General features: G+C 69.4%; 20 protein-coding genes. 8 read left to right on the top strand and 12 right to left on the bottom strand.

Translation table 11 applies throughout. The features are described from left to right. Positions 1-40: 40 nt before the first annotated feature. The gene (locus H4W30_RS43245) at positions 41-880 is read left to right on the top strand and encodes a Rossmann-fold NAD(P)-binding domain-containing protein (protein ID WP_192747915.1); all 840 of its coding nucleotides are present in this window, start codon (positions 41-43) and stop codon (positions 878-880) included. Between the two features lie 5 nt (positions 881-885). Then, complete coding sequence (locus tag H4W30_RS43240; protein WP_192747914.1) at positions 886-1710, top strand: aldo/keto reductase; 825 nt, start codon at positions 886-888, stop codon at positions 1708-1710. On the opposite strand, the gene H4W30_RS43235 is transcribed toward H4W30_RS43240, so the two are convergent. Next, positions 1711-2325 (bottom strand): LysE/ArgO family amino acid transporter, encoded by a 615-nt coding sequence (locus H4W30_RS43235; RefSeq protein WP_192747913.1) that lies wholly within the window; start codon positions 2323-2325, stop codon positions 1711-1713. A gap of 66 nt (positions 2326-2391) precedes the next feature. Between H4W30_RS43235 and H4W30_RS43230 the strand changes: the two genes are divergently transcribed. Together H4W30_RS43230 and H4W30_RS43225 are read left to right on the top strand one after the other, a co-directional pair. After that, on the top strand, positions 2392-3270 hold the full coding sequence (locus H4W30_RS43230; protein WP_192747912.1) for a LysR family transcriptional regulator ArgP: 879 nt from the start codon (positions 2392-2394) through the stop codon (positions 3268-3270). A 38-nt stretch (positions 3271-3308) separates the two neighbouring features. Continuing rightward, positions 3309-3896: an HhH-GPD-type base excision DNA repair protein gene (locus H4W30_RS43225; protein WP_126735314.1), complete on the top strand. Its 588-nt coding sequence runs from the start codon at positions 3309-3311 to the stop codon at positions 3894-3896. Positions 3897-3899: 3 nt separating this feature from the next. On the opposite strand, the gene H4W30_RS43220 is transcribed toward H4W30_RS43225, so the two are convergent. Genes H4W30_RS43220 through H4W30_RS43205 form a run of 4 tightly spaced genes read right to left on the bottom strand, consistent with a single transcriptional unit; the run spans position 3900 to position 6219 of the window. Further along, a complete protein-coding gene (locus H4W30_RS43220) occupies positions 3900-4463 on the bottom strand; it encodes a GNAT family N-acetyltransferase (RefSeq protein ID WP_192747911.1) in 564 nt (187 codons plus the stop codon). Positions 4464-4470: 7 nt separating this feature from the next. Continuing rightward, a complete protein-coding gene (locus H4W30_RS43215; RefSeq protein WP_318780781.1) occupies positions 4471-5025 on the bottom strand; it encodes a hypothetical protein in 555 nt (184 codons plus the stop codon). Positions 5026-5033: 8 nt separating this feature from the next. Continuing rightward, complete coding sequence (locus H4W30_RS43210) at positions 5034-5678, bottom strand: spermine/spermidine synthase domain-containing protein (protein WP_192747909.1); 645 nt, start codon at positions 5676-5678, stop codon at positions 5034-5036. Positions 5679-5700: 22 nt separating this feature from the next. After that, positions 5701-6219 (bottom strand): TrmH family RNA methyltransferase, encoded by a 519-nt coding sequence (locus tag H4W30_RS43205; protein ID WP_318780780.1) that lies wholly within the window; start codon positions 6217-6219, stop codon positions 5701-5703. A 103-nt stretch (positions 6220-6322) separates the two neighbouring features. On the opposite strand from H4W30_RS43205, the gene H4W30_RS43200 reads away from it, so the two are divergent. Beyond that, positions 6323-6511, top strand: coding sequence for a DUF1918 domain-containing protein (locus H4W30_RS43200; protein WP_034304523.1), 189 nt, complete (start codon positions 6323-6325; stop codon positions 6509-6511). A 3-nt stretch (positions 6512-6514) separates the two neighbouring features. Here the strand turns inward: H4W30_RS43200 and H4W30_RS43195 are convergent, their stop codons facing one another. Then, the gene (locus tag H4W30_RS43195; protein WP_192747908.1) at positions 6515-7684 is read right to left on the bottom strand and encodes an MFS transporter; all 1170 of its coding nucleotides are present in this window, start codon (positions 7682-7684) and stop codon (positions 6515-6517) included. 177 nt (positions 7685-7861) lie between these two features. On the opposite strand from H4W30_RS43195, the gene H4W30_RS43190 reads away from it, so the two are divergent. Both H4W30_RS43190 and H4W30_RS43185 read left to right on the top strand, forming a co-directional pair. Further along, positions 7862-8176, top strand: coding sequence for an ArsR/SmtB family transcription factor (locus H4W30_RS43190; protein ID WP_192747907.1), 315 nt, complete (start codon positions 7862-7864; stop codon positions 8174-8176). A 184-nt stretch (positions 8177-8360) separates the two neighbouring features. Continuing rightward, positions 8361-9533 (top strand): MFS transporter, encoded by a 1173-nt coding sequence (locus H4W30_RS43185; RefSeq protein WP_192747906.1) that lies wholly within the window; start codon positions 8361-8363, stop codon positions 9531-9533. 65 nt (positions 9534-9598) lie between these two features. Here H4W30_RS43185 and H4W30_RS43180 read toward each other — a convergent pair whose 3' ends face one another. After that, positions 9599-9898, bottom strand: a complete 300-nt coding sequence (locus tag H4W30_RS43180) for a DUF3017 domain-containing protein (RefSeq protein ID WP_192747905.1) — start codon at positions 9896-9898, stop codon at positions 9599-9601. A 153-nt stretch (positions 9899-10051) separates the two neighbouring features. On the opposite strand from H4W30_RS43180, the gene H4W30_RS43175 reads away from it, so the two are divergent. Next, positions 10052-12670, top strand: a complete 2619-nt coding sequence (locus H4W30_RS43175) for a TNT domain-containing protein (RefSeq protein ID WP_192747904.1) — start codon at positions 10052-10054, stop codon at positions 12668-12670. A gap of 71 nt (positions 12671-12741) precedes the next feature. Here the strand turns inward: H4W30_RS43175 and H4W30_RS43170 are convergent, their stop codons facing one another. The 5 genes from H4W30_RS43170 to H4W30_RS43150 all read right to left on the bottom strand — a co-directional run bounded on the left by H4W30_RS43170 (position 12742) and on the right by H4W30_RS43150 (position 19082). Further along, entirely contained in the window at positions 12742-13329 is a 588-nt protein-coding gene (locus tag H4W30_RS43170; protein ID WP_192747903.1) for a pentapeptide repeat-containing protein, read from the bottom strand. Positions 13330-13351: 22 nt separating this feature from the next. Beyond that, positions 13352-14422 carry a reverse transcriptase family protein gene (locus H4W30_RS43165; protein WP_192747902.1) on the bottom strand — a complete coding sequence of 357 codons (1071 nt, stop codon included), beginning with the start codon at positions 14420-14422 and terminating at the stop codon, positions 13352-13354. A gap of 139 nt (positions 14423-14561) precedes the next feature. Further along, complete coding sequence (locus tag H4W30_RS43160) at positions 14562-15044, bottom strand: VOC family protein (RefSeq protein ID WP_192747901.1); 483 nt, start codon at positions 15042-15044, stop codon at positions 14562-14564. A 68-nt stretch (positions 15045-15112) separates the two neighbouring features. Further along, complete coding sequence (locus H4W30_RS43155) at positions 15113-15622, bottom strand: hemerythrin domain-containing protein (RefSeq protein WP_192747900.1); 510 nt, start codon at positions 15620-15622, stop codon at positions 15113-15115. 106 nt (positions 15623-15728) lie between these two features. Further along, positions 15729-19082 (bottom strand): error-prone DNA polymerase, encoded by a 3354-nt coding sequence (locus H4W30_RS43150; RefSeq protein WP_192747899.1) that lies wholly within the window; start codon positions 19080-19082, stop codon positions 15729-15731. Between the last annotated feature and the right edge of the window lie 2 nt (positions 19083-19084).

Raw genomic sequence — 19084 nt, 5'->3', positions numbered from 1 at the left:
CCCTTCAACCACCCGGATCGCCACCGTAACACTGGGAGACATGAAGAAAGTGCTCGTTCTCGGCGGAAGCCGGTACTTCGGCCGAGGGGTGGTCGAGCGGCTGCGCGACGCCGGCGCGGACGTCACCGTCCTCAATCGCGGGTCCGCTCCTGCTCCCGGCGGCGTCACCCACCTGATCGCCGACCGCGACGACGAAGCCGGTCTGAAGGCCGCGCTGGGTTCCCGCTCCTTCGACGTCGTCCTCGACCAGGTCTGCTACACACCGGTCCAGGCTGAGATCGCGAGCCGCGTGTTCCGCACGGACCGGTACGTGATGACGTCCACGATCGAGGTCTACGACCAGGTCCGGACCGAGACGCCGATGACCGAATCGCTGGTCTCCTCCGTGCCGGTCGACCTCGGAGCGGCTTCGTACGACTACGGCGAAGGCAAGCGGCAGGCCGAGACGGTCTTCGCGGCGGCGGAAACACCGTTCGCGTCGGTGCGAGTCGCACACGTCCTCGGCGGCGAGGATTTCACCAGACGGCTGCGCCATTACGTCGAGCGGCTGGACGCAGGAGACGCCGTGGACGTCCACGCCGAACCGCGGCCGTCGACCTTCATCCACGCGAGTGAGATCGCGGATTTCCTGGCCTGGGCGACGCTCGCGGACTTCACCGGCCCGGTCAACGCCGGCTCCCACGGCGAACTGTCGGCGCTCGACCTCGCCGCCGCCATCAGCACGAAACCCCGGTTCCGGGTCGTCGAGCGGGACGCGTCACCGTTCTCCTTCGACCGGTACGCCGTCCTGGACACCTCGCGCGCGACCGGCCTCGGTTTCTCCTTCTCCACCACCACCGATTGGCTCGGCAAAGCCATCGAAGACGTCAGAAAGGCTTGACCCACATGCGTTACCGCAGCATCGGAGACGTCGAAGTGAGCGCGATCGGCCTGGGCGCGATGCCCCTGTCGATCGAGGGCCGCCCGGATCGCGACCGCGCGATCGCCACCATCCACGCCGCGCTCGACGCCGGTGTCACGCTGATCGACACGGCCGACTCCTATCACTGGCACGCGGGCGAAATCGGGCACAACGAGGAGCTGATCGCCGAAGCACTATCTGTCCACAGTGGATCGGACACGGTACTCGTCGCGACCAAGGGCGGCCGTGGCCGTCCCGGCGACGGTTCGTGGACCGTCACCGGAACTCCCGAGCACCTCAGGAACGCCTGCGAGGGCTCGCTGAAACGGCTCGGCGTCGACGCGATCGGGCTCTACCAGCTGCACAAGCCCGATGAGAACGTGCCGTGGGCGGAGTCCGTCGGCGCGATCAAGGAACTGGCCGACGAAGGCAAGATCAGGCTCGCCGGGATCTCCAACGTCTCCCGCGCGCAGATCCTCGAAGCACGGGACATCCTCGGCGCGACCCTGGTTTCGGTGCAGAACGAGCACGCGCCCGCGCATCTGGTGCACGAACCGGAACTAGCGCTGTGCACGGAACTCGGGCTCGCTTACCTGCCGTGGGGTCCGCTTCGCGGTATCGACGGGGAATTCCTTGCCGTGGCCGGAGAACTCGGGATCAGCCCGCAACGGGTGTGCCTGGCCTGGCTGCTCGCGAAATCGCCGTCGATGATCGCGATCCCGGGCTCGACGAGGCCCGCGACCATCCGCGATTCGGCGGCGGCGGCCGATCTGGTGCTCCCCGCCGAAATGCTGGCCCGCCTGCCGTGATCAGGCGCCGGCCACCAGCGCCACGCCAAGGCCGATCATCGTCGCGGCGACCAGACCGTCCAGCACCCGCCACGACGACGGCTTGCGGAAGAATCCGCTGAGCAGCCGGGCGCCGAAACCGAGCGCGAGGAACCAGATCACGCTGGCCGACACGGCACCCACGCCGAACGCCCACCGGTCGCTGCCGTGCCCGGCCGCGATGGCGCCGAGCAGGAGGAGGGTGTCGAGGTAGACGTGCGGATTCAGCCAGGTGATCGCCAGCGTGGTCAGCACGATGCGGCGCAACGATCCGCCGGTCTCCGGGCCGCCGGTCTCCAGCTTCGACGGCTTGAACGCGCGCCGGGCGGCGAGGGCGCCGTAGCAGAGCAGGAAGGCGCCGCCGACCAGCGCGACGATGGTCAGCGCTTCGGGTGACGTCCCGACCAGCGCGCCGACCCCGCCGACGCCGAGGCTGACCAGGATGGCGTCCGAGAAGATGCAGATCAGCACGACGACGAGCACGGCTTCGCGCCGGATGCCCTGGCGCAGCACGAAGGCGTTCTGCGCGCCGATCGCGACGATGAGGGCCATGGTGGCGCCGAACCCGGCGACCGCGCTGAACAGAACGTCTCCCATACGGACGACACTAGGAAGCGAATCGTCAACAGTACAGCTAAAGATTCTTACGTAAGATTAGCGTTCGTGATGACAGATCTGCCCCTCGACCTGGTCCGTACGCTGCTGGTCGTCGCCGACGAAGGCACGTTCGACGCGGCGGCCTCGGCACTGCACGTGACCCCGTCGGCGATCAGCCAGCGCGTCAAGGCGCTCGAACAGCGCACCGGCCGGGTCCTGCTGATCCGCACGAAACCGGTGCGGCTGACCGAATCCGGGCAGGCGGTGGTGCGGTTCGGCCGTCAGATGGCGCTGCTGGAGGCCGACACCCGGGCCGAACTCGGCCTGACCACCGGCGACGAGCCGGTCCGGCTGACGATCGCGGTGAACGCCGATTCGCTGGCGACCTGGTTCCTGCCCGCCCTCACAAGAGTGCCGCCCGAGCAGAAGATCTGCTTCGAACTGCATCGCGAGGACCAGGACCACACCACGACCCTGCTGCGGGAGGGCCTGGTGATGGCCGCCGTGACGTCGTCACCCGATCCGGTCGCGGGATGTTCGGTGCACCGGCTCGGGCACATGCGCTACCTGGCCGTCGTGAGCCCGGCACTCGGCACGGACCTCGACCTCGCCGAAGCACCCGTCGTCGTCTTCGACCGCCGTGACGACCTCCAAGACCGCTTCGCGCGCGAGCGCGGCACGATCGCGAGCCGGCTGCGGCACTACGTCCCGTCGTCCGAAGGGTTCTTCGACGCCGTCGCGGCCGGGATGGGCTGGGGCATGGTGCCGCTCGCGCAGATCGGCGACCGGCTGCGCGACGGCAGTTTCGTCTGCCTCGACCCCGATCACCCGATCGACGTACCGCTGTTCTGGCAGCAATGGAAACTCGACTCCCCCGCGCTGGCGGCGGTCTCGGCGGCCATCACCACGGCGGCCGCGGACCTGCTGGTCGACCCACAAGGATGAGGACGCGCGGATCGGCCCGGTCGTGAGATCCTGGGCGCATGACGCGCGCATTGCACCTGGTCGGGGACGAGGAAGCGGACCGGCTGCTCACCGAAGACCCGTTCGCGCTGCTCGTCGGGATGCTCCTCGACCAGCAGTTCCCGATGGAACACGCGTTCCGCGGCCCGCAGAAGATCGCGGACCGGATGGACGGGTTCGACATCGGGAAGATCCACGCGATGGACACCGAAACCTTCGTCGAGCTGTGCGTGATCCCGCCCGCGATCCACCGCTACGGCGCCTCGATGGCCCGCCGGGTGAAGGATCTCGCGCAGCACGTCGTCGAGGTCTACGACGGGGACGCCTCCCGGATCTGGACGGCCGGACGCCCCAAGCCGGACGGCCCCGAAGTCCTCAAACGCCTCAAGGCGCTGCCCGGCTACGGCGACCAGAAGGCAGCGATCTTCCTCGCGTTGCTCGGCAAACAGCTCGGCGTGCAGCCCAAGGGCTGGCGCGCGGCCGCTGGCGCGTACGGCGACCGCGGCTCACGGCGTTCGATCGCCGACGTCACCAACGCGAAGACCCTCGGCGAGGTGCGCGCCTTCAAGAAGGCGGCGAAGGCCGCCGCCAAGGCTCCGGCGGAGTAACTACTACTTCCCGGCTCCCGGCCACGGTCCCGGTGTCTCGGCGGGCAGTTCCGCCTGCTCGACCTCGGTGCGGAACAGCCGGAAGCCGCGTGCCTGGTAGTTCTTGAGCGCGGCCGGGCCGTCCGTGGTGCAGGTGTGGACCGTGACGCGGCGCGTCGGCTTCTTGCCCGGCCAGCGCTCGGCGAGCGCCCACGCCTCCCGCAGCGCCACGGTCAGCAGGTGCCCGCCGACACCCTTGCCGACGAATGACGACATCGGGCCGAAATACGCGAGCTCGACCTCGCCGTCCACGGTGCCGTCGAGTTCGAAGTAGCCGCACGGCGTCCCTTGCGCGTACGCCACCCAGGTCTCGACGCCCGGCCTGTCCAGCCACTCGACCCACTGCGTCCACGTCCAGCCGAGCCGGTCGATCCAGAACCAGTCCCCGCCGACGGCGGTGTAGAGGTAGCGGTTCAGTTCGGGGCTGACCAGCTCGGCACGGGTGACCGTCACCGGGACGGACGGCGGTTTCGCCGCGCTCAGCTCGTCCGGTGAGGTCTGCTCGAGGTGCCAGGTCGTGATCTCCATGCGGCGATCATTTCAGCCAGACCCGCAGCGGACCCAGCGCCGTGTAGCCATTGCGGAGGGCGGCGTCGAGATCCTCGCCGCGTTCGTAGCCGGTGATCGGCAAACCGGGGAAGCTGGCCGCGACGGCCGAGGTCGCGCCGCGCCAAGCGTCGTCCAGGTCGCCTTGAGTGTACAAATTGGACAGTCCGGCGAAGTCGCCGTCCCGGTTGGCCGTCACTCCGGCGGCACCGCTCGACCACACGGCGACGGACGGGTCGTCGAAGGGGTCGGCGACCCGGGACCAGCCCGGTTCCAGTGGTGGTCGTGCCGTACAGATGATCCAGGTGGCCTCGAAGAGCACCTCGAAACCCAGCGGCGCGAGATCCAGGCAGGCGAAGCTGTCCTTCACCGCGCAGCCCGGCGAGGTGTCGATCCCGTCCAGCACCTCCGCCACCGTCGCGGCCGGGATCAGGGTCATCGCGTCCGGATACATCGGCGGTGTCCGGCGGGCCGACTTCCAGACGCGGGCGGTGAAGGTGCCCGTCCGGCATACCGTGTGGCACCAGCGGGCGTTGACCCGCACGGCGTCGGCTACACCCGCGCGAACCACAGCACGTCCGGTTCCCCTTGCGGCACCGGGATCTTCAGCTCGCGCACCTCACCGAACCGCGCCCGCAACCGCTTCCTGAACGACGGCACCGACTCGGCGCTCCACACCCCGAGCACGCCGCCGGGACGCAGCCGTTCGGCGAGCATGTCGAGCCCTTCGTCCCGGTAGAGCTTCGAGTTGCCGTCGGTGACCGTCCACTCAGGACCATTGTCGATGTCGAGGCACAGCGCGTCGAACCGCTCTTCCGTCCGGCGCAGCCACTTCACCAGATCGGCCTCGACGACGGTGACCCGTTCGTCGGACAGCGCGTCGTCATGGACGTCCCGGAGCGGCCCCTCGCGGTTCCAGCCGATCACGGCGGGCTCGCGCTCGACGACCACGACCTCGCCGACACCGGGATGGTCCAGCGCGGCGCGCAGCGAATAGCCGACGCCGAGACCGCCGATCAGCATCCGCGCCTTGCCCGGCACCAGATCCGCCGCCACCGACACGAGCAGCCGTTCGGATTCACCGTTCCGGGTGTCCATCAGGAAGACACCGTTGGCGATGACCTCGAAGTCGTCCCCTGCCCGGCGGAGCACCAATTCGCCGCTCTTCCCGGCGACTTTGTCGAGTACGTCGGTCATCCGGGCAGCTTATCGGCGACGGTCACAGCAGGCCCGCCAATTTGTACAGGACGAGGCTGCCGGCGACGGCGACGTTGAGACTCGCGCCGGTGCCGACCATGGGAATTTCGACGACGGTGTCGAGAAGGTCGAGCGCGTCCGGCGGAATGCCCTGCTGCTCGTGGCCGAGTACGGCGATCGTCCGGCCACGAGCGGGCGTGAGATCGGCGAGACGCACGGCCTCGTCGGCGAGTTCGACACCGACGATCGCCGTGCCTGCCGCCTTTTCCCGCGCCAGCCAGCCGGGTGGATCGTGCACCCAGTGCACACAAGCCGGACGGCGCAACGTGTTCCCCCGGCGCAGCGCCTCGGGCACCCACGGAAACCGCGGCACGGCGAGGCAGGCACCCACCGCGTCACAGGTTCGCAGCAGGGTGCCGAGGTTCGCTCCGTGCAGTGGCCACAGCGGCGCGGCGACGAGATGTCCCCAGCAGGAGTGGGCTTTCCTTCTTCTGGCCGCCCGCAGTTCCGAGGGCGTGCGGACCCTGATCGACGGGCTCACCGGACGTGAGGCGTCGCGCCTCCAAGGATTTCGAGGATCATGCCGACACTGTAGCGGGATCACTCCGACGCTCCTAACCTTGAAGGCGTCGGAGGTGGTTCTCATGCAGGCGACCGTCGGAGACGAGATCCACGTGCACGGACGCACGGTGGGCTCGGCCGGACAACGCGGCGAGATCCTCGAGGTACGCGGCGAACACGGTGCCCCGCCGTATCTCGTCCGGTTCGCGGACGGACACGAAGGGCTGGTGTTCCCCGGCCCCGACTGCGAAGTCCAGTCGCGCGCCGAATAGACGTCATTCGGCCAACGCGGGCCGCTTCACGCGGTTCCGCCAGCCCGCCACGACCACGGCCGCGCCGAGCGCGGTCAGCACCGCCGCGACCTCGGGCAGCAGGAGCGGCCCGCCGCCGCTCAGCACCGCTCCCCCGACCACGCCGGAGAGGCCGACGCCGAGGTAGATCGCGGACGCGTTGAGCGAGAGGACGAGCCCGGCGTTCTGCTTGGACAGCTCGATCAGCCGGTGCTGGATCGGCGGATTGACCGACCAGGTGGCCAGCCCCCACAGGAAGAGGACGATCGCCGCGCCCGCGACGGTGGTCGCGACCAGCGGCAGCAAAGCGAGCACGACGGTGATCCCGCCGAACACGACCAGCAGCGGTCCCTTGGCGCCCCAGCGGTCGGCCGCGCGGCCGCCGAGGACGTTGCCGAGCGCGCCGCCCGCGCCGTAGACGAACAGCAGCAGGCTGACCGTCGTGCCGTGGACGCCCGCGGTGGCGGACAGGACCGGCGAGATGAAGGTGTAGACGGAGAACGCGGCGAGGCAGCCGAGCACGGTCGCGCCGAGCATGGCGAGGACGCGCGGATCCTTGGCGACGGTGAACCGTTCGGCCAGCCGGACCGGAGGTGGCGCCGGGACGGCGGGCAGGACCATCCGGACCGCGAAGGCGCCGAGGAGCGAGAAGGCCGCGACGAGCGCGAAGACGGCCTGGTAGCCGACGCTCTGCGAAAGGACACTGCCGAGCGGGACGCCCAGGATCGTCGCGACGGTGAGCCCGCCGAAGACGAGCGCGACCGCGCGGCCCCGGCGTTCCGGCGACGTGAGTTCGGCGGCGACGGCGCTCGCGGCCGGGGTGAAGACCGCCGCGCCGATCGCGGTGACGACCCGTGCGAGGAGCAGGGTCACGTAGCCGGGTGCGAGGGCGGCGAGAGCGTTTCCGACGGCGGTGACGACGAGGGCGGCGACCAGGAGCGTCCGGCGTTCCCAGCGGCCGGTGACCGCGGCGAACAGCGGTGAGCCTACCGCGTACGCGATGGCGAAGGCGGTGACCAGCTGGGCGGCGGCCGTCTCGGAGACCGCGAGCTCGCCGGTGAGCGCGGGCAGCAGCCCGGCGACGACGTAGCCGCTGGTGCCGACCGCGAAGGTCCCGAGCGCCAGCACCGCGGTCCTGGGTGGTGCGAAATTCATGACTCCCCAGCTCCAGACCCCACAGATCGCGTTTAGCCCGCTAAACGCAGGTCGGCGCCGGATCGCGTTTAGCCCGCTAAAGGCGACATGGGGGTCGTTGTTCGATGGTTGTCGTAGTTCGATGGTGACCGTACTACGAACTCGCCGGAAGTTCGAGGGGCGTCGTACTATGGACGAATGGCCGCGACGCAGCAGTACGTCTATCCCGATCAGGACGAGATCCGGATCGAGGCGGTCCTCGCCGCGCTCGCGGACCCGGTCCGCCTCGACATGGTCCGCCAGCTGGCCGAGCCCGGCACCGAGATCTCGTGCAGCGGATTCGACGTCGCCGTGACCAAGTCCACACTCACCCATCACCTGCGCACGCTGCGCGAAGCGGGCATCATCATGGGCCGCCAGCAGGGCACCGCCCGCTACAACTCGTTGCGCCGCAACGATCTCGACGAACTGTTCCCCGGCCTGCTCCAGGGCGTGCTCGCCGCCCGCCGCTGAGGGTGGCCAGCCTCACCCGAAACCGGGATGACAAAGGCACCCTCGATCGGTTGAACTGGACACAGGACAGCGGGGCCGCACACGCTGTCTTCTTTTGTGTCCGAGACCTAAATCGATTCAGCTCCCCATCCGCGACGCTGGGCGAGTAATCGTTTACTCACGTACGACCCTCGAAGGGAGAGCCGTGCCCGTCGCGCTGCTCGCGCTCGCCATCGGTGCCTTCGGCATCGGGACCACCGAATTCGTCATGATGGGCGTGCTGCCCGAAGCCGCCGCGGACTTCGGCGTGTCGATCCCGTCCGCCGGGTACCTCATCTCCGGCTACGCCCTTGGCGTCGTCGTCGGCGCCCCGCTGCTCACCGCCGCCGCCGTCCGCCTGCCGCGCAAGACGATGCTGCTGGCGATGATGGGGCTGTTCACGCTCGGCAACGCCCTCTTCGCGCTCTCGCCGAACCAGGAGTTCGGTGTCGCCTTCCGCTTCCTCGCCGGCCTGCCGCACGGCGCGTTCTTCGGCGCCGGCGCGGTCGTCGCGTCCAGCCTGGCCAAGCCGGGCGAACGCGCGAAGGCCGTCTCGATGATGTTCATGGGCCTGACCCTGGCCAACGTCGTCGGCGTTCCACTGGGCACGCTGCTCGGCCAGAAGGTCGGCTGGCGCGCGACCTTCGGCGTCGTCGCCGTGATCGGCCTGCTCGCCATGGCCGCGATCGCGAAACTGGTCCCCCATCAGGGCAAACCGGTCGAGCCGTCGCTGCGCGGCGAACTCGGCGCCTTCCGCCGCCCGCAGGTGTGGCTCGCGCTCGCGATCGTCACCTTCGGCCTCGGTGGCGTGTTCGCCTGCCTGTCCTACATCGCGCCGATGCTGACCGACGTCACCGGCTACGCGCCATCCGACGTCACGCTGCTGCTGTCCCTGGCAGGCGTCGGCATGACCATCGGCAACTACCTCGGCGGCAGGCTCGCCGACAAGGCGCTGATGCCGAGCCTCTACGTCTCGCTGATCGCGCTCGCTTCGGTGCTGGCGATCTTCACCTTCACCGCGAACGGCAAGGTCGGCGCGGCGGTGACGATCTTCTTCGTCGGCCTCGCCGGCTTCATGATCGGCCCGATGATGCAGGCGCGGATCATGGAGAAGGCGGGCGGGACGCCGTCGCTGGTCTCCGCGGCCGTGCAGTCGGCGTTCAACATCGCGAACTCCATCGGCGCCTACCTCGGCGGCCTGGTGATCGCCGGCGGGCTCGGCCTGGTCGCGCCCAACTGGGTCGGCGCGTCGCTGGCCGTCCTGGGGCTCTCGCTGGCCGTTGTGTCCGGCGGTATGGACCGCCGCGAAGCCCGGCTCGCGCCCGCCATGGCTTCCTGAGCGCTCAATGCGCGTGAAGGCCCCCTTCCCTCGGCTCAGCCGAGGGAAGGGGGCCTTCACGCGCATCAGGACAGGGGCCCGCCGGTGATCGTGAGCGCGATGAACAGGATCAAGACGGAAAGCGCGCCGTAGGTCAGGACGTCGACCGGTTTGCCCCGGATCGCCAGCAGCCCGGCCTTCGCCTCGGGCAGTACCGCCCGGAGCAGCCCGGCGAGCAGTAACGCGCCGCCGATCAGCGCCGCGCCCTGCCGCCAGTGGTACTGGCCGATCCGGAGGGCGGCGACCGCCACCACCAGCATCACCAGCAGGAACGGCAGGTGACGGAGCAGTGCCCCACGGTCACGCCGTTGTCCGGCCACCGCCATCAGTCCTCGTCCTTCAGGGTCTCGCGGGCGATTCGGTTCACTCGGTCAGTATCCCGGGTGAGTGACCCGGCACCAGGTCAGGGCGTCTTCCGGCGAGTCAATAGCGGCAAAACCCACATGCGGGGTGCACACGAGCGCGGATACGGTCAAAATGTGACCGTGGCACAACCGACGACTCAGTTGAACGCGACCGAGCAGGACACCCTGGTCAAACAGATCGGCCTCGCCCTGCTCCGGGCCGCTCCGCGTGATTGGCGGAAGGTGACCGCCGAGTACCGAGCCGTCGGCAGGTACCACGAGATGACCGGGGAGATCATCACCGAGGACGGCACCTCGCACGAATGGGTCGCGACGCACGACATCGCGACGCTGTTCGGCAGACTCCGTGCCGGCATGTACCGCGACGGCCGCGGCACCTGGTTCAACGCCCGTTACCAGCTCGACCACCCGTCCAGCTACAACCTCGAGTACAACCGCGACGAGCCGCAGTGGCGCCTCGCGCCGCCGCCGCAGGCGCTCTCCGACGAGCTGCGCATGTTCCCCCGCTCCGAGGAGAACGTGCCCGAATGGCTGATCCGGCGCATGTCCGGCCTCGGCCCCGAGCAGCCCGGACCGCATTTCCGCATCGCCCGCATCTTCGACACCATCGGCCCGGCCGGGCGTCCGGTGATCAACCGGCCCGACCTGGAGATCGAGGAGCAGGACAGGCTGCTCGAGTACCTCGACCACGCGCCGCTGGTGGTCACCGAACGCGGCTACGACATCGACCGGCTCGCCCAGACCCCCGAGGCCACCGTCCCGGTCGCCTTCCACAGCGACGGGCAGTGGATCTGGCCTGCCGCCGTGAACTTCTACCTGCGCCAGTACGGCGTCTCGCCGGAGCTCGACCTGATCGAGCACGTCCGGCAGAACGATTTCACGCTGCCCGAGGTCGACGGCCAGACACTGCAGGCCGCGGCGGGGTACCTCACCCGGGGGAATCAGCCTCCGCAGCAGCGCCCCAACGGCCCGGGTGGCCCCAGCGGGCCTGGTGGCCCCAACAACGGCGTGCCCGCGGGCCCGCCTCCGCAGGGTCCGCCGCAGAACGGCCCGGTGCCGCCGCAGCAGGCCGCGCCCGGCGCTCCCGCCGGCCCGCCGAACCAGGCCGCTCAGCCGCCCGTCCCGCCGCCGCACCAGCAGGGTCCGGATCAGGCCGCGGTGGCCGCCGCGGCCGCCGCTCCGGTCGCCGCGGCGGCGGCCGTCCCGTCCGCCGAATCCACCGTCCCGGACCAGGCCGAGCAGGCCCAGCGGTACGAAGACGACTACGACACCCAGGACTACCAGGCGCAGGACTTCCACGAAGCCGCCGCCGAGCAGCAGTACGAAGACGGCTACGAAGAGCCGTACGCGTCCGAGCAGGACGCCTTCACCGACGAGGAGCGGCAGGGCACCGAGCCCGAGCCGCAGCTCGCCGACCCGGAGGCGACCACGTACGCGCGGGCCCCGCAGCCCGGCGCCTACGAGCAGCCACCGCTCCAGGAGGAGCAGGACGCGTACGCGCGGCAGGAAGAAGACCAGCCGTACGCGCCGCCGGAAGAGGAGACGACCACCGGTTACACGCCGGTCGAGCAGGCGGACGCCGGTCCCGAGCTTCCTCTCCTCACGCACGACGCGGAGCCGGACGTGGCGCCCCCGCCGTCGGACACCGAGATCACGCAGGTCGACGCCCCGCCGCAGGAGCGGGGGACCTTTGCTACCGCCCCCGTGCCCCACCCGGAGCCCGAGCCGCGGCGCGAGGAAACGCCGCCGCGCCGCGCCGAGCACCCCGAGCCGGTGCTGAACGAGCTGCAGGCGAAGTTCGACGAACTCGACGTGCCCGGCGACGTCTACCGCATCGGCTCGCCCGCCGAGCACGGCTGGAGTGTCGAGCAGGTCGACGGTGGCGGCTGGCGGGTCGGCTGGTACGACGGGAAGCTGACGAATCCGGCGGTGTTCGGCGATGCCGAGGACGCGGCCGCGTTCATGCTCGGCAAGGTCCTGCTGAACCCGAACGGTGCTCCGCCGCCCGCGGAACAGCCCGCCGCCGAAGAAGAACCGGTCGAGGAACCCGCTCCCGCGCCGCCCGTGCTGGCGACGCTTTCCCCCGAGATCGCGACCGGTTCACATCCGGTGCCGCCGCGGGAGTCGATCCCGGCACAGGAACAGACCGCGTTCACGACGGCCGAAGAGCTGCTCGGGGACGATTTGGACGACGAGCCCGCCCCCGCGCCGGTCCCGCCCGCGCCCCCGGCGCGGCCGAACCCGGTGCTGGCGAGCCCGCCGCCCGCGCCGCCGCGGCGTGAGCCGCCGGTGACGCCGCCTCCGCCGCCGCCGATGCGGCGCGAGGAACCGGCCCGTCCGGCCGCGGCAGCGAGCGCCGGAGCGCCCGACGCCAAGCAGAACTGGCCGATCTCGCCGCTCAACGGTGAGCCGCCGCTGACGCTGTTCCGCGGCAAGGAGCTGCGTGAGCTGCCCGCGGGCAGCGAGCTGGACCGCTTCGGCGGCCCGAACGGCAACCTGACCTACGCGGCCGGGACGCCGTTCGAGGAGCGCTCGCTCGTGCCGGAGTGGGTGAACCGGCCGTACCACGTCTACCGCGTGCAGCGTCCGCTCGAAGCCCTCGCCGGTGTCGCGATCCCGTGGTTCAACCAGCCGGGTGGCGGGTCCGCGTACCTGCTGCCGGCGTCCATCGAGGAACTGCTCGCCGAGGGCGACCTCATCGAGCTGGACCCGGGCGAACCGCCGATCGACTAAACCCCCTAGGCGCTATAACGGGCCGTTCCTCGCAGCTCTCGCGAGGAACGGCCCGTTCGTCGCATGCGGGGTCAGTGGATGACGAGGCCGTGCGCGGCGGCGTAGGCGATCGCGGTCTCGGTGTCCACGTGGACCCCGGTGAGGTTCGCCTGCACCAGGCCGTTGGCGTCGAGCCGCGCGCCGCGCAGGTCCGCGCCGTCGAGCTTCGCGCCCGCCAGCCGGGCGCCGGTGAGGTCCGCGCCACGCAGGTCGGCGCCGGTCAGATCCGCGTCGAGCAGGTTCGCCTCACGCAGCCGCAGGCCGCCCAGGTCCACTTTGGACAAACGAGCCTTGCTGAGCGACACCAGCGAGAGATCGCATTCGGTGAAGGCGATCTTCTGGAACCGGCAGTCCACAAAGGACGATCCGAGCATCGAGCAGGAGCTCCACCGCGTACTCGCCAGCACACTGCGGTCGAAGGTGCACGAGCGGAACGCGGACGCCTCGTGGCGCGAGCCTTCGAAGTCGACCTTGGTGAAGTCGCACTGGTCGAAGGTGCAGCCCTGGGTGCGCAGCCCGCGCAGGTCGGCTTCGGTGAAATCACAGCCGACGAAACTGCGTTTTTCCCACCATTGCTCGGAAAGAACGGCTTCTCGGTAGTCCTCCGCGGTCTCGATCACCCGTCCAGGATCGCATACCCGCTCACGGCCAGGTGATGCCGCCGAACAAGTCGCGCAGCTTCGCCGCTCGGCGCTCCGAAGACGCGGCGATCCAGCCGATCCGGCCGAGCAGGTGGGCGCGGAAGTCCGGGTGACCGGCCAGGTTCTGTTCCTGCGGGCCGGTCCGGACGCAGTTGTGGAGCACCGCGCGCAGGGCGTCGTAGTCGGCGCGTGTCGCGGCGGGCGCGCTGTTGACCACCAGCCCCGCGACCCGTTGCCGCTGGTGCGCGGCGGCGATCGACGTCTTGTCGTTCCGGAGCCGGAAGCCCTCGTCGGTCACGATCCGCCGGACCCCGGGCAGCAACCGGTGCAGCGGCAGGGAATCCCCGGAGAACGCCAGGTCGTCGGCGTACCGCGTGTAGACCGCGCCCAGCGCACGGGCGAGGCCGTCGATCCGCCGGTCGAGATGGTGCGTGACCGCGTTCGCGACCGCGGGCGACGACGGCGCGCCCTGCGGAAGATGCGTGGCCGCCAGGTTGCTCAGCAGGCGCACGCGCGCCGGGTCCCGCCGGCCGTCGGGCACGGTGGCGAGGACATCCGGCGGAACGGCCGTGGTGAGCACACCCGCCAGCGCCTCCGCCACGACGGACGGATAGCCGGCGAGGGCGAGCAACGCCGAGATCCGGCGCGCGGACACCGTCGGGAAGAACCCTTCGAGATCCATCCGGACCACGGTCGCCCGGCCGGAATGCGGTGCCGCGCACGACATCGGCGACCGGCCGCGCCGGAATCCGTGCGCGGCCTCGTGCACCGGCAGCGCGTCGACGACGTGCCGCACGATCCGGCGTTGCAGTTCGGCGATGCGCGGCTTCGGCCGCTCGATGAGCCGCACCCCGCCCGAAGCGGTCGGGATCCAGCGGTAGGTGTAGTGCCGGATCGGCCCGGCCGCACGCCTGTTCCAGCCCTTCGCGTCGGCGAACCACGAGAGTTCGCCGGGTGTCAGGCCGAGTCCGGCGGCGCACTCGTCGAAGGTCGCCCAGCGGGCCACCTGGAATCGCCAGACCGGCGGCAGGGGTTCGAGGAGCGACGCGGAGGTGACTTTTTCTCCTGTCATCCGCGCGGACTCGCACGCGGAGCATGCCGCGCTCGCGCGGGGCGCCTTGTCTCGCTGACTTCGTACTCCCCGGGGTTGCCCCGGAGTGGGTGGTGATCCACCGGCTCACCTCCGCGTCGCGATCACCACCCTACCGAAATCAGCGGCTCGGGATGATCTCCGTGCCGGAGACGTACCGCATGGCCTCGATGAACTTCGGGTCGTTCATCCGGCGCTCCATCTCCGGATAGTCGAGATCGACCAGCCGGGTCTGGATCCACCAGAGGTTGCCGAACGGGTCGAGCACCCGGCCGACTCGGTCGCCGAAGAACAGTTCGGTCTGCTTCGTGACCTCTTTGGCCCCGGCCTCGATCGCCCGGCGCTGCGTCTCGACGCTGTCTTCGACGTAGAGCCGCAGGTACGCGGGAGTGTCGACCCAGTGGTCCCGCGAGTCGAACAGCATGACCACCGAGTCGCCGATCCGGACCTCCGCGTGCCCGATCTTCCCGCCTTCGACGTACACCGGGTCACCCAGCGGCTCGGCGTCGAAGACGCGCTCGAGGAAGTCGATCATGCCCGCGGTGTCGCGCGAGATGATCCACGGGGTGACCGAGTGGTAGCCGTCGGGGATCGGGTTGGTCATCGGAGTTCTCCTCAGTCGTCGTGGTGCGATGAGAAGAACGCTAAAGCCCGTATAGGACAGATCATGTCCTAATGGGATTTCAGCAGGAAAGAAGGCTTCGACTCCTGCCACTCCGGCATGTCCAGCGAGTTGAGCACCTCGACGATCCGCTTCTCCTCGTAGCGGAAATGCGTCTCCATGATCGCCGTGAGCCCGTCCAGTTCCCGTTGGATGTCGAGGATCTCGGCTGGGCTCGACCCGGGGCCGACCCCGGCGACCAGCTCTTCGATCCGTTCGATGAGCCCGGTCATGACCTCGTGGTCGTGCGCGAGCTCTTCGAGCGACGGCCGCAATTCGGGGAATTTCTCCGCCAGTACAAGGAAAGCGCCACCGTCCTCGCCGGTGTGATGCCTGGTGAGCGCCGAGCAGAAGGTGAGGCAATGCGCGCGGAGATCGCGTAACCGTTCCGCACGCCCCTCCGCGACCGACCCGAGGTCGTCGTGCAGCAGGGCCAGCTCTTTACGCAGCCAGTTGTGAACCTGAACGAGTTGATTTCCGAACGCCGTCAACCGGCCGTTCGTCCGAGAAGGGGTTTCCATGATTTCCCATGGTCCGGCGCCTCCATGCCCGCGACGGTCTCTTTGCCGGGTGCACTGCGACGCTGGAAACACTTCAGCACGGGCCCCTGATGATCGTCAAGAGGGTTCAGCGGAAGTCGCGGGACTTGGCGGTGATCCGCAACGGCAGGTGCCGGATCTGTTCGGCGAGGACGTTCACCACCTCGCCGGTGCGCTCGACCACACCCCGGACCAGCAGCGCGGGGCTGCCGCGGGCGACCCGGTGGTAGCGCTGCCACACCCCCATCGTGCAGATCACGTTGATCATCCCCGTCTCGTCTTCGAGGTTCATGAAGGTGACGCCACCCGCCGTCGCCGGCCGCTGGCGATGGGTCACCGCGCCACCGGTCAGCACGTGTGTGCCGTGCGGGATCTCGCGCAGGCCCGCCGCCGTGACGACGCCGAGTTCGTCGAGGTGCTCCCGGATGAACTGGGTCGGGAAGCTGTCCGGTGACACCCCGGTGGCCCAGACGTCCGCGGCCGCGACATCGATTTCGTCCATTCCCGGCAACATCGGCGCCTTCGCCCCGGTGATGAGTCCCGGCAGTTTCTCCGGGCTTTCGTCGGCGACCGCGCCCGCCGCCCAGAGCGCACTTCGCCTGCTCTCGCCGAAGCAGCCGAAGGCACCGGCCGCGGCCAGCGCCTCGACCTGCGGCCTGGTCAGCCGCACCCGCCGGGCGACCTCGGACAGATCCGCGAACGGACCGCCGTTTTCCCGTTCCTCGACGATCTTCTTCGCCAAGTTCTCGCCGATCATCCGCACGGTGGACAGGCCGCCCCGCACGGCGAGTAGCTTTCCCCCTTCCGGCAAGGGTTCCAGCGTCGCGTGCGGAAGACTCGCGTTGATGTCCGGGCTGAGCACCCGCACCCCGTGCCGCCGCGCGTCGGCGACCAGCGACTGCGGCGAGTAGAACCCCATCGGCTGCGCGCGCAGCAAACCCGCCAGGAACGCGTCCGGGTGGTAGTACTTGAAGTACGCGCTCGCGAACACCAGCAGGGCGAAACTCAGCGCGTGACTCTCCGGGAAGCCGAAATTCGCGAACGCCTTGAGCTTGCCGAAGATCTTCTCGGCGAGCTCGCCTTCCACGTCGTTCTTCGCGGCGCCTTCGAGGAAACGGCGTTTGAGCCGCTCCATCTTCTGTTCGGACCGTTTCGCCCCCATGGCGTGCCGCAACTGATCCGCCTCCGCCGGGGTGAAGTCGGCGATGTCGAGGGCGATCTGCATCATCTGTTCCTGGAACAGCGGGACACCGAGGGTCTTTCCCAGCGCGTTGGCCAGTTTCGGATGGTCGAAATCCCATTTCTCCTGGCCGTTCTTGCGCCGGATGTAGGGATGCACCGAACCGCCCTGGATCGGACCGGGCCGGATGAGCGCGACCTCGACCGCCAGATCGTAGAAGGTCTCGGGGCGCAAGCGGGGCAGCGTGGCCAGCTGCGCCCGGCTCTCCACCTGGAAGACACCGATCGCGTCGGCCCGGCAGAGCATTTCGTAGATGTTCTGATCCTTGAGATCCAATTCGGAGATGTCGACCTCTTCCCCCTTATGATCACGGACCAGATCGATCATGTAGTGCAGGGCCGACAACATCCCGAGCCCGAGCAGATCGAATTTGACCAGCCCGGCCGCGGCGCAGTCGTCCTTCTCCCACTGCACGACACTGCGGTTCTCCATGCGGGCCCATTCGATCGGGACGACCTCGCTCACCGGCTGCTTGCAGATCACCATCCCACCGGAATGGATGCCCAGATGCCGGGGGAAGTCTTCGAGCGCGCAAGCCAGCTCCACGACCTCTTCGGGGATGTCGTGATCGTGGTCCTTCTCCGTGGCCCGCAACGCACCCCAGCGGTCGATCTGCTTGCTCCACGCGTCCTGCTGGCCGGGCGTGTACCCCAGCGCCCGCGCCGCGTCCCGGACCGCGGACCGCGCCCGGTAGGTGATCACGTTCGCGACCTGCGCGGTGTTCAGCCGCCCGTATTTTTCGTAGACGTACTGGATCGCCTCTTCGCGGCGGTCGGACTCGATGTCGAGGTCGATGTCCGGGTAGCCGTCGCGATCCGGGGCGAGGAACCGCTCGAAGAGCAGGCCGTACCGCACGGCGTCGACCTTGGTGATGCCGAGCGCGTAGCAGACCGCCGAGTTCGCGGCCGATCCCCGGCCCTGGCAGAGGATGTCGTTCTCCCGGCAGAACCGCACGATGTCCCAGACGATCAGGAAGTAGCCGGGGAAGCCCAACTCTTCGATGATGTCCAGTTCGTGATCGATCAGCTTCCGCGCTTTCTCGCGATATTCGGCGTTCTTGTTCTTCTCGTGCTCCTTCGCGCCTTCCTTGGTGAGGTAGCGCAAGTAGGTCGCTTCGGTGTGGCCTTCCGGCACCTTGAACGGCGGCAGCTTCGGCTGGATGTGGTGGAGTTCGAACGCGCACTCCCGGCCGAGCAGCGCCGCCCGCTGCACCGCGCCCGGATACCGCGCGAAGATCTCGGCCATCTCCTCCCCCGACCGCAGGAACGCCGTTCCCGCGGCGGGCAGCCAGCCCTCCATGTCCTCCAGGCCCCGCCGGGCACGGATGGCGCTGAGCGCGTCGGCGAGCGGAGCCCGCTCCGGCCGGGCGTAGTGCGCGGCCGTGGTCGCCACCGTCGGCAGGCCGAACTCGACGGCCATCTCGCTCAACAGGTCGTTGTGTGTGCTGTCCAGGGGAAGGCTGTGGTCGATGAGTTCGACGTAGACGTTCTCCCGGCCGAAGCAGTCGATGAGTTCCTTCAGCCGCACGACGGCCGCGGCGGGACCTTCGGTGACGAGCGCCTTGCGCACCGCGCCCTTGCGGCACCCGGTGAGCACCACGCACTTCCCGCGTACCTCTTCGGCGACCGCGCGCAGGTCGTAGACCGGCCTGCCTTTCTCCGCCCTTTCCTTGGGGGACAACGACTGCCTGTCGAAGCCGTACAACTGGCCGGCGGTGATCGCCCGGTTCAGGCTCAGGTACCCGTCCTGCTGCTTGGCCAGCAGGAGCAGATGCTCCCCCTCGGGGTCGGCGAATCCGTTCTGCGGCCCCGAAAGGCCGAAGCTGAGCTCGGTGCCGAAGACGGTGTGCACGCCCAGCTCCCTCGCCGCCTCGGCGAAGCGGACCACGCCGTACATGCCGTCGTGATCGGTGAGCGCGATCGCGTCCAGGCCCAGCCGCGCCGCCTCCTCCACCAGCTCCTCGGGATGGCTCGCGCCGTCGAGGAAGCTGAAGTTCGAATGGCAGTGCAGTTCGGCGTACGGCACCCGGTGCGCGGTGGCGCCGTCGTCTTCACCGATCAGCCCGGTCAGATCCGCGGGCGGCTGATAACCCTGCCGCTTGGCACTCCAAGCGGGGCTGTCACCGCCGTCGCCGGGCGGAACCTCGCCCGCGAGCTCGCGGGCGAGATCCTTCCACGGCCGCGGAGGGTTGTTCCAGCCCATGG

Origin of the sequence: Amycolatopsis roodepoortensis (assembly GCF_014873915.1) — a bacterium.
GTDB lineage: Bacteria > Actinomycetota > Actinomycetes > Mycobacteriales > Pseudonocardiaceae > Amycolatopsis > Amycolatopsis roodepoortensis.
The sequence above is the reverse complement of the archived record's forward strand: the minus strand, read 5'-3'. Positions and strand labels throughout refer to the sequence as shown.

What these genes read in the sequence shown, in the direction of transcription:
- H4W30_RS43190 (WP_192747907.1), top strand. Translation starts at nt 7,862, where the DNA reads ATGGCCGCGACGCAGCAGTACGTCTATCCCGATCAGGACGAGATCCGG.
- H4W30_RS43225 (WP_126735314.1), top strand. Translation starts at nt 3,309, where the DNA reads ATGACGCGCGCATTGCACCTGGTCGGGGACGAGGAAGCGGACCGGCTG.
- H4W30_RS43245 (WP_192747915.1), top strand. Translation starts at nt 41, where the DNA reads ATGAAGAAAGTGCTCGTTCTCGGCGGAAGCCGGTACTTCGGCCGAGGG.
- H4W30_RS43195 (WP_192747908.1), bottom strand. Translation starts at nt 7,684, where the DNA reads ATGAATTTCGCACCACCCAGGACCGCGGTGCTGGCGCTCGGGACCTTC.
- H4W30_RS43210 (WP_192747909.1), bottom strand. Translation starts at nt 5,678, where the DNA reads ATGACCGACGTACTCGACAAAGTCGCCGGGAAGAGCGGCGAATTGGTG.
- H4W30_RS43235 (WP_192747913.1), bottom strand. Translation starts at nt 2,325, where the DNA reads ATGGGAGACGTTCTGTTCAGCGCGGTCGCCGGGTTCGGCGCCACCATG.
- H4W30_RS43150 (WP_192747899.1), bottom strand. Translation starts at nt 19,082, where the DNA reads ATGGGCTGGAACAACCCTCCGCGGCCGTGGAAGGATCTCGCCCGCGAG.
- H4W30_RS43160 (WP_192747901.1), bottom strand. Translation starts at nt 15,044, where the DNA reads ATGACCAACCCGATCCCCGACGGCTACCACTCGGTCACCCCGTGGATC.
- H4W30_RS43155 (WP_192747900.1), bottom strand. Translation starts at nt 15,622, where the DNA reads ATGGAAACCCCTTCTCGGACGAACGGCCGGTTGACGGCGTTCGGAAAT.
- H4W30_RS43200 (WP_034304523.1), top strand. Translation starts at nt 6,323, where the DNA reads ATGCAGGCGACCGTCGGAGACGAGATCCACGTGCACGGACGCACGGTG.
- H4W30_RS43180 (WP_192747905.1), bottom strand. Translation starts at nt 9,898, where the DNA reads ATGGCGGTGGCCGGACAACGGCGTGACCGTGGGGCACTGCTCCGTCAC.
- H4W30_RS43220 (WP_192747911.1), bottom strand. Translation starts at nt 4,463, where the DNA reads ATGGAGATCACGACCTGGCACCTCGAGCAGACCTCACCGGACGAGCTG.
- H4W30_RS43165 (WP_192747902.1), bottom strand. Translation starts at nt 14,422, where the DNA reads ATGACAGGAGAAAAAGTCACCTCCGCGTCGCTCCTCGAACCCCTGCCG.
- H4W30_RS43240 (WP_192747914.1), top strand. Translation starts at nt 886, where the DNA reads ATGCGTTACCGCAGCATCGGAGACGTCGAAGTGAGCGCGATCGGCCTG.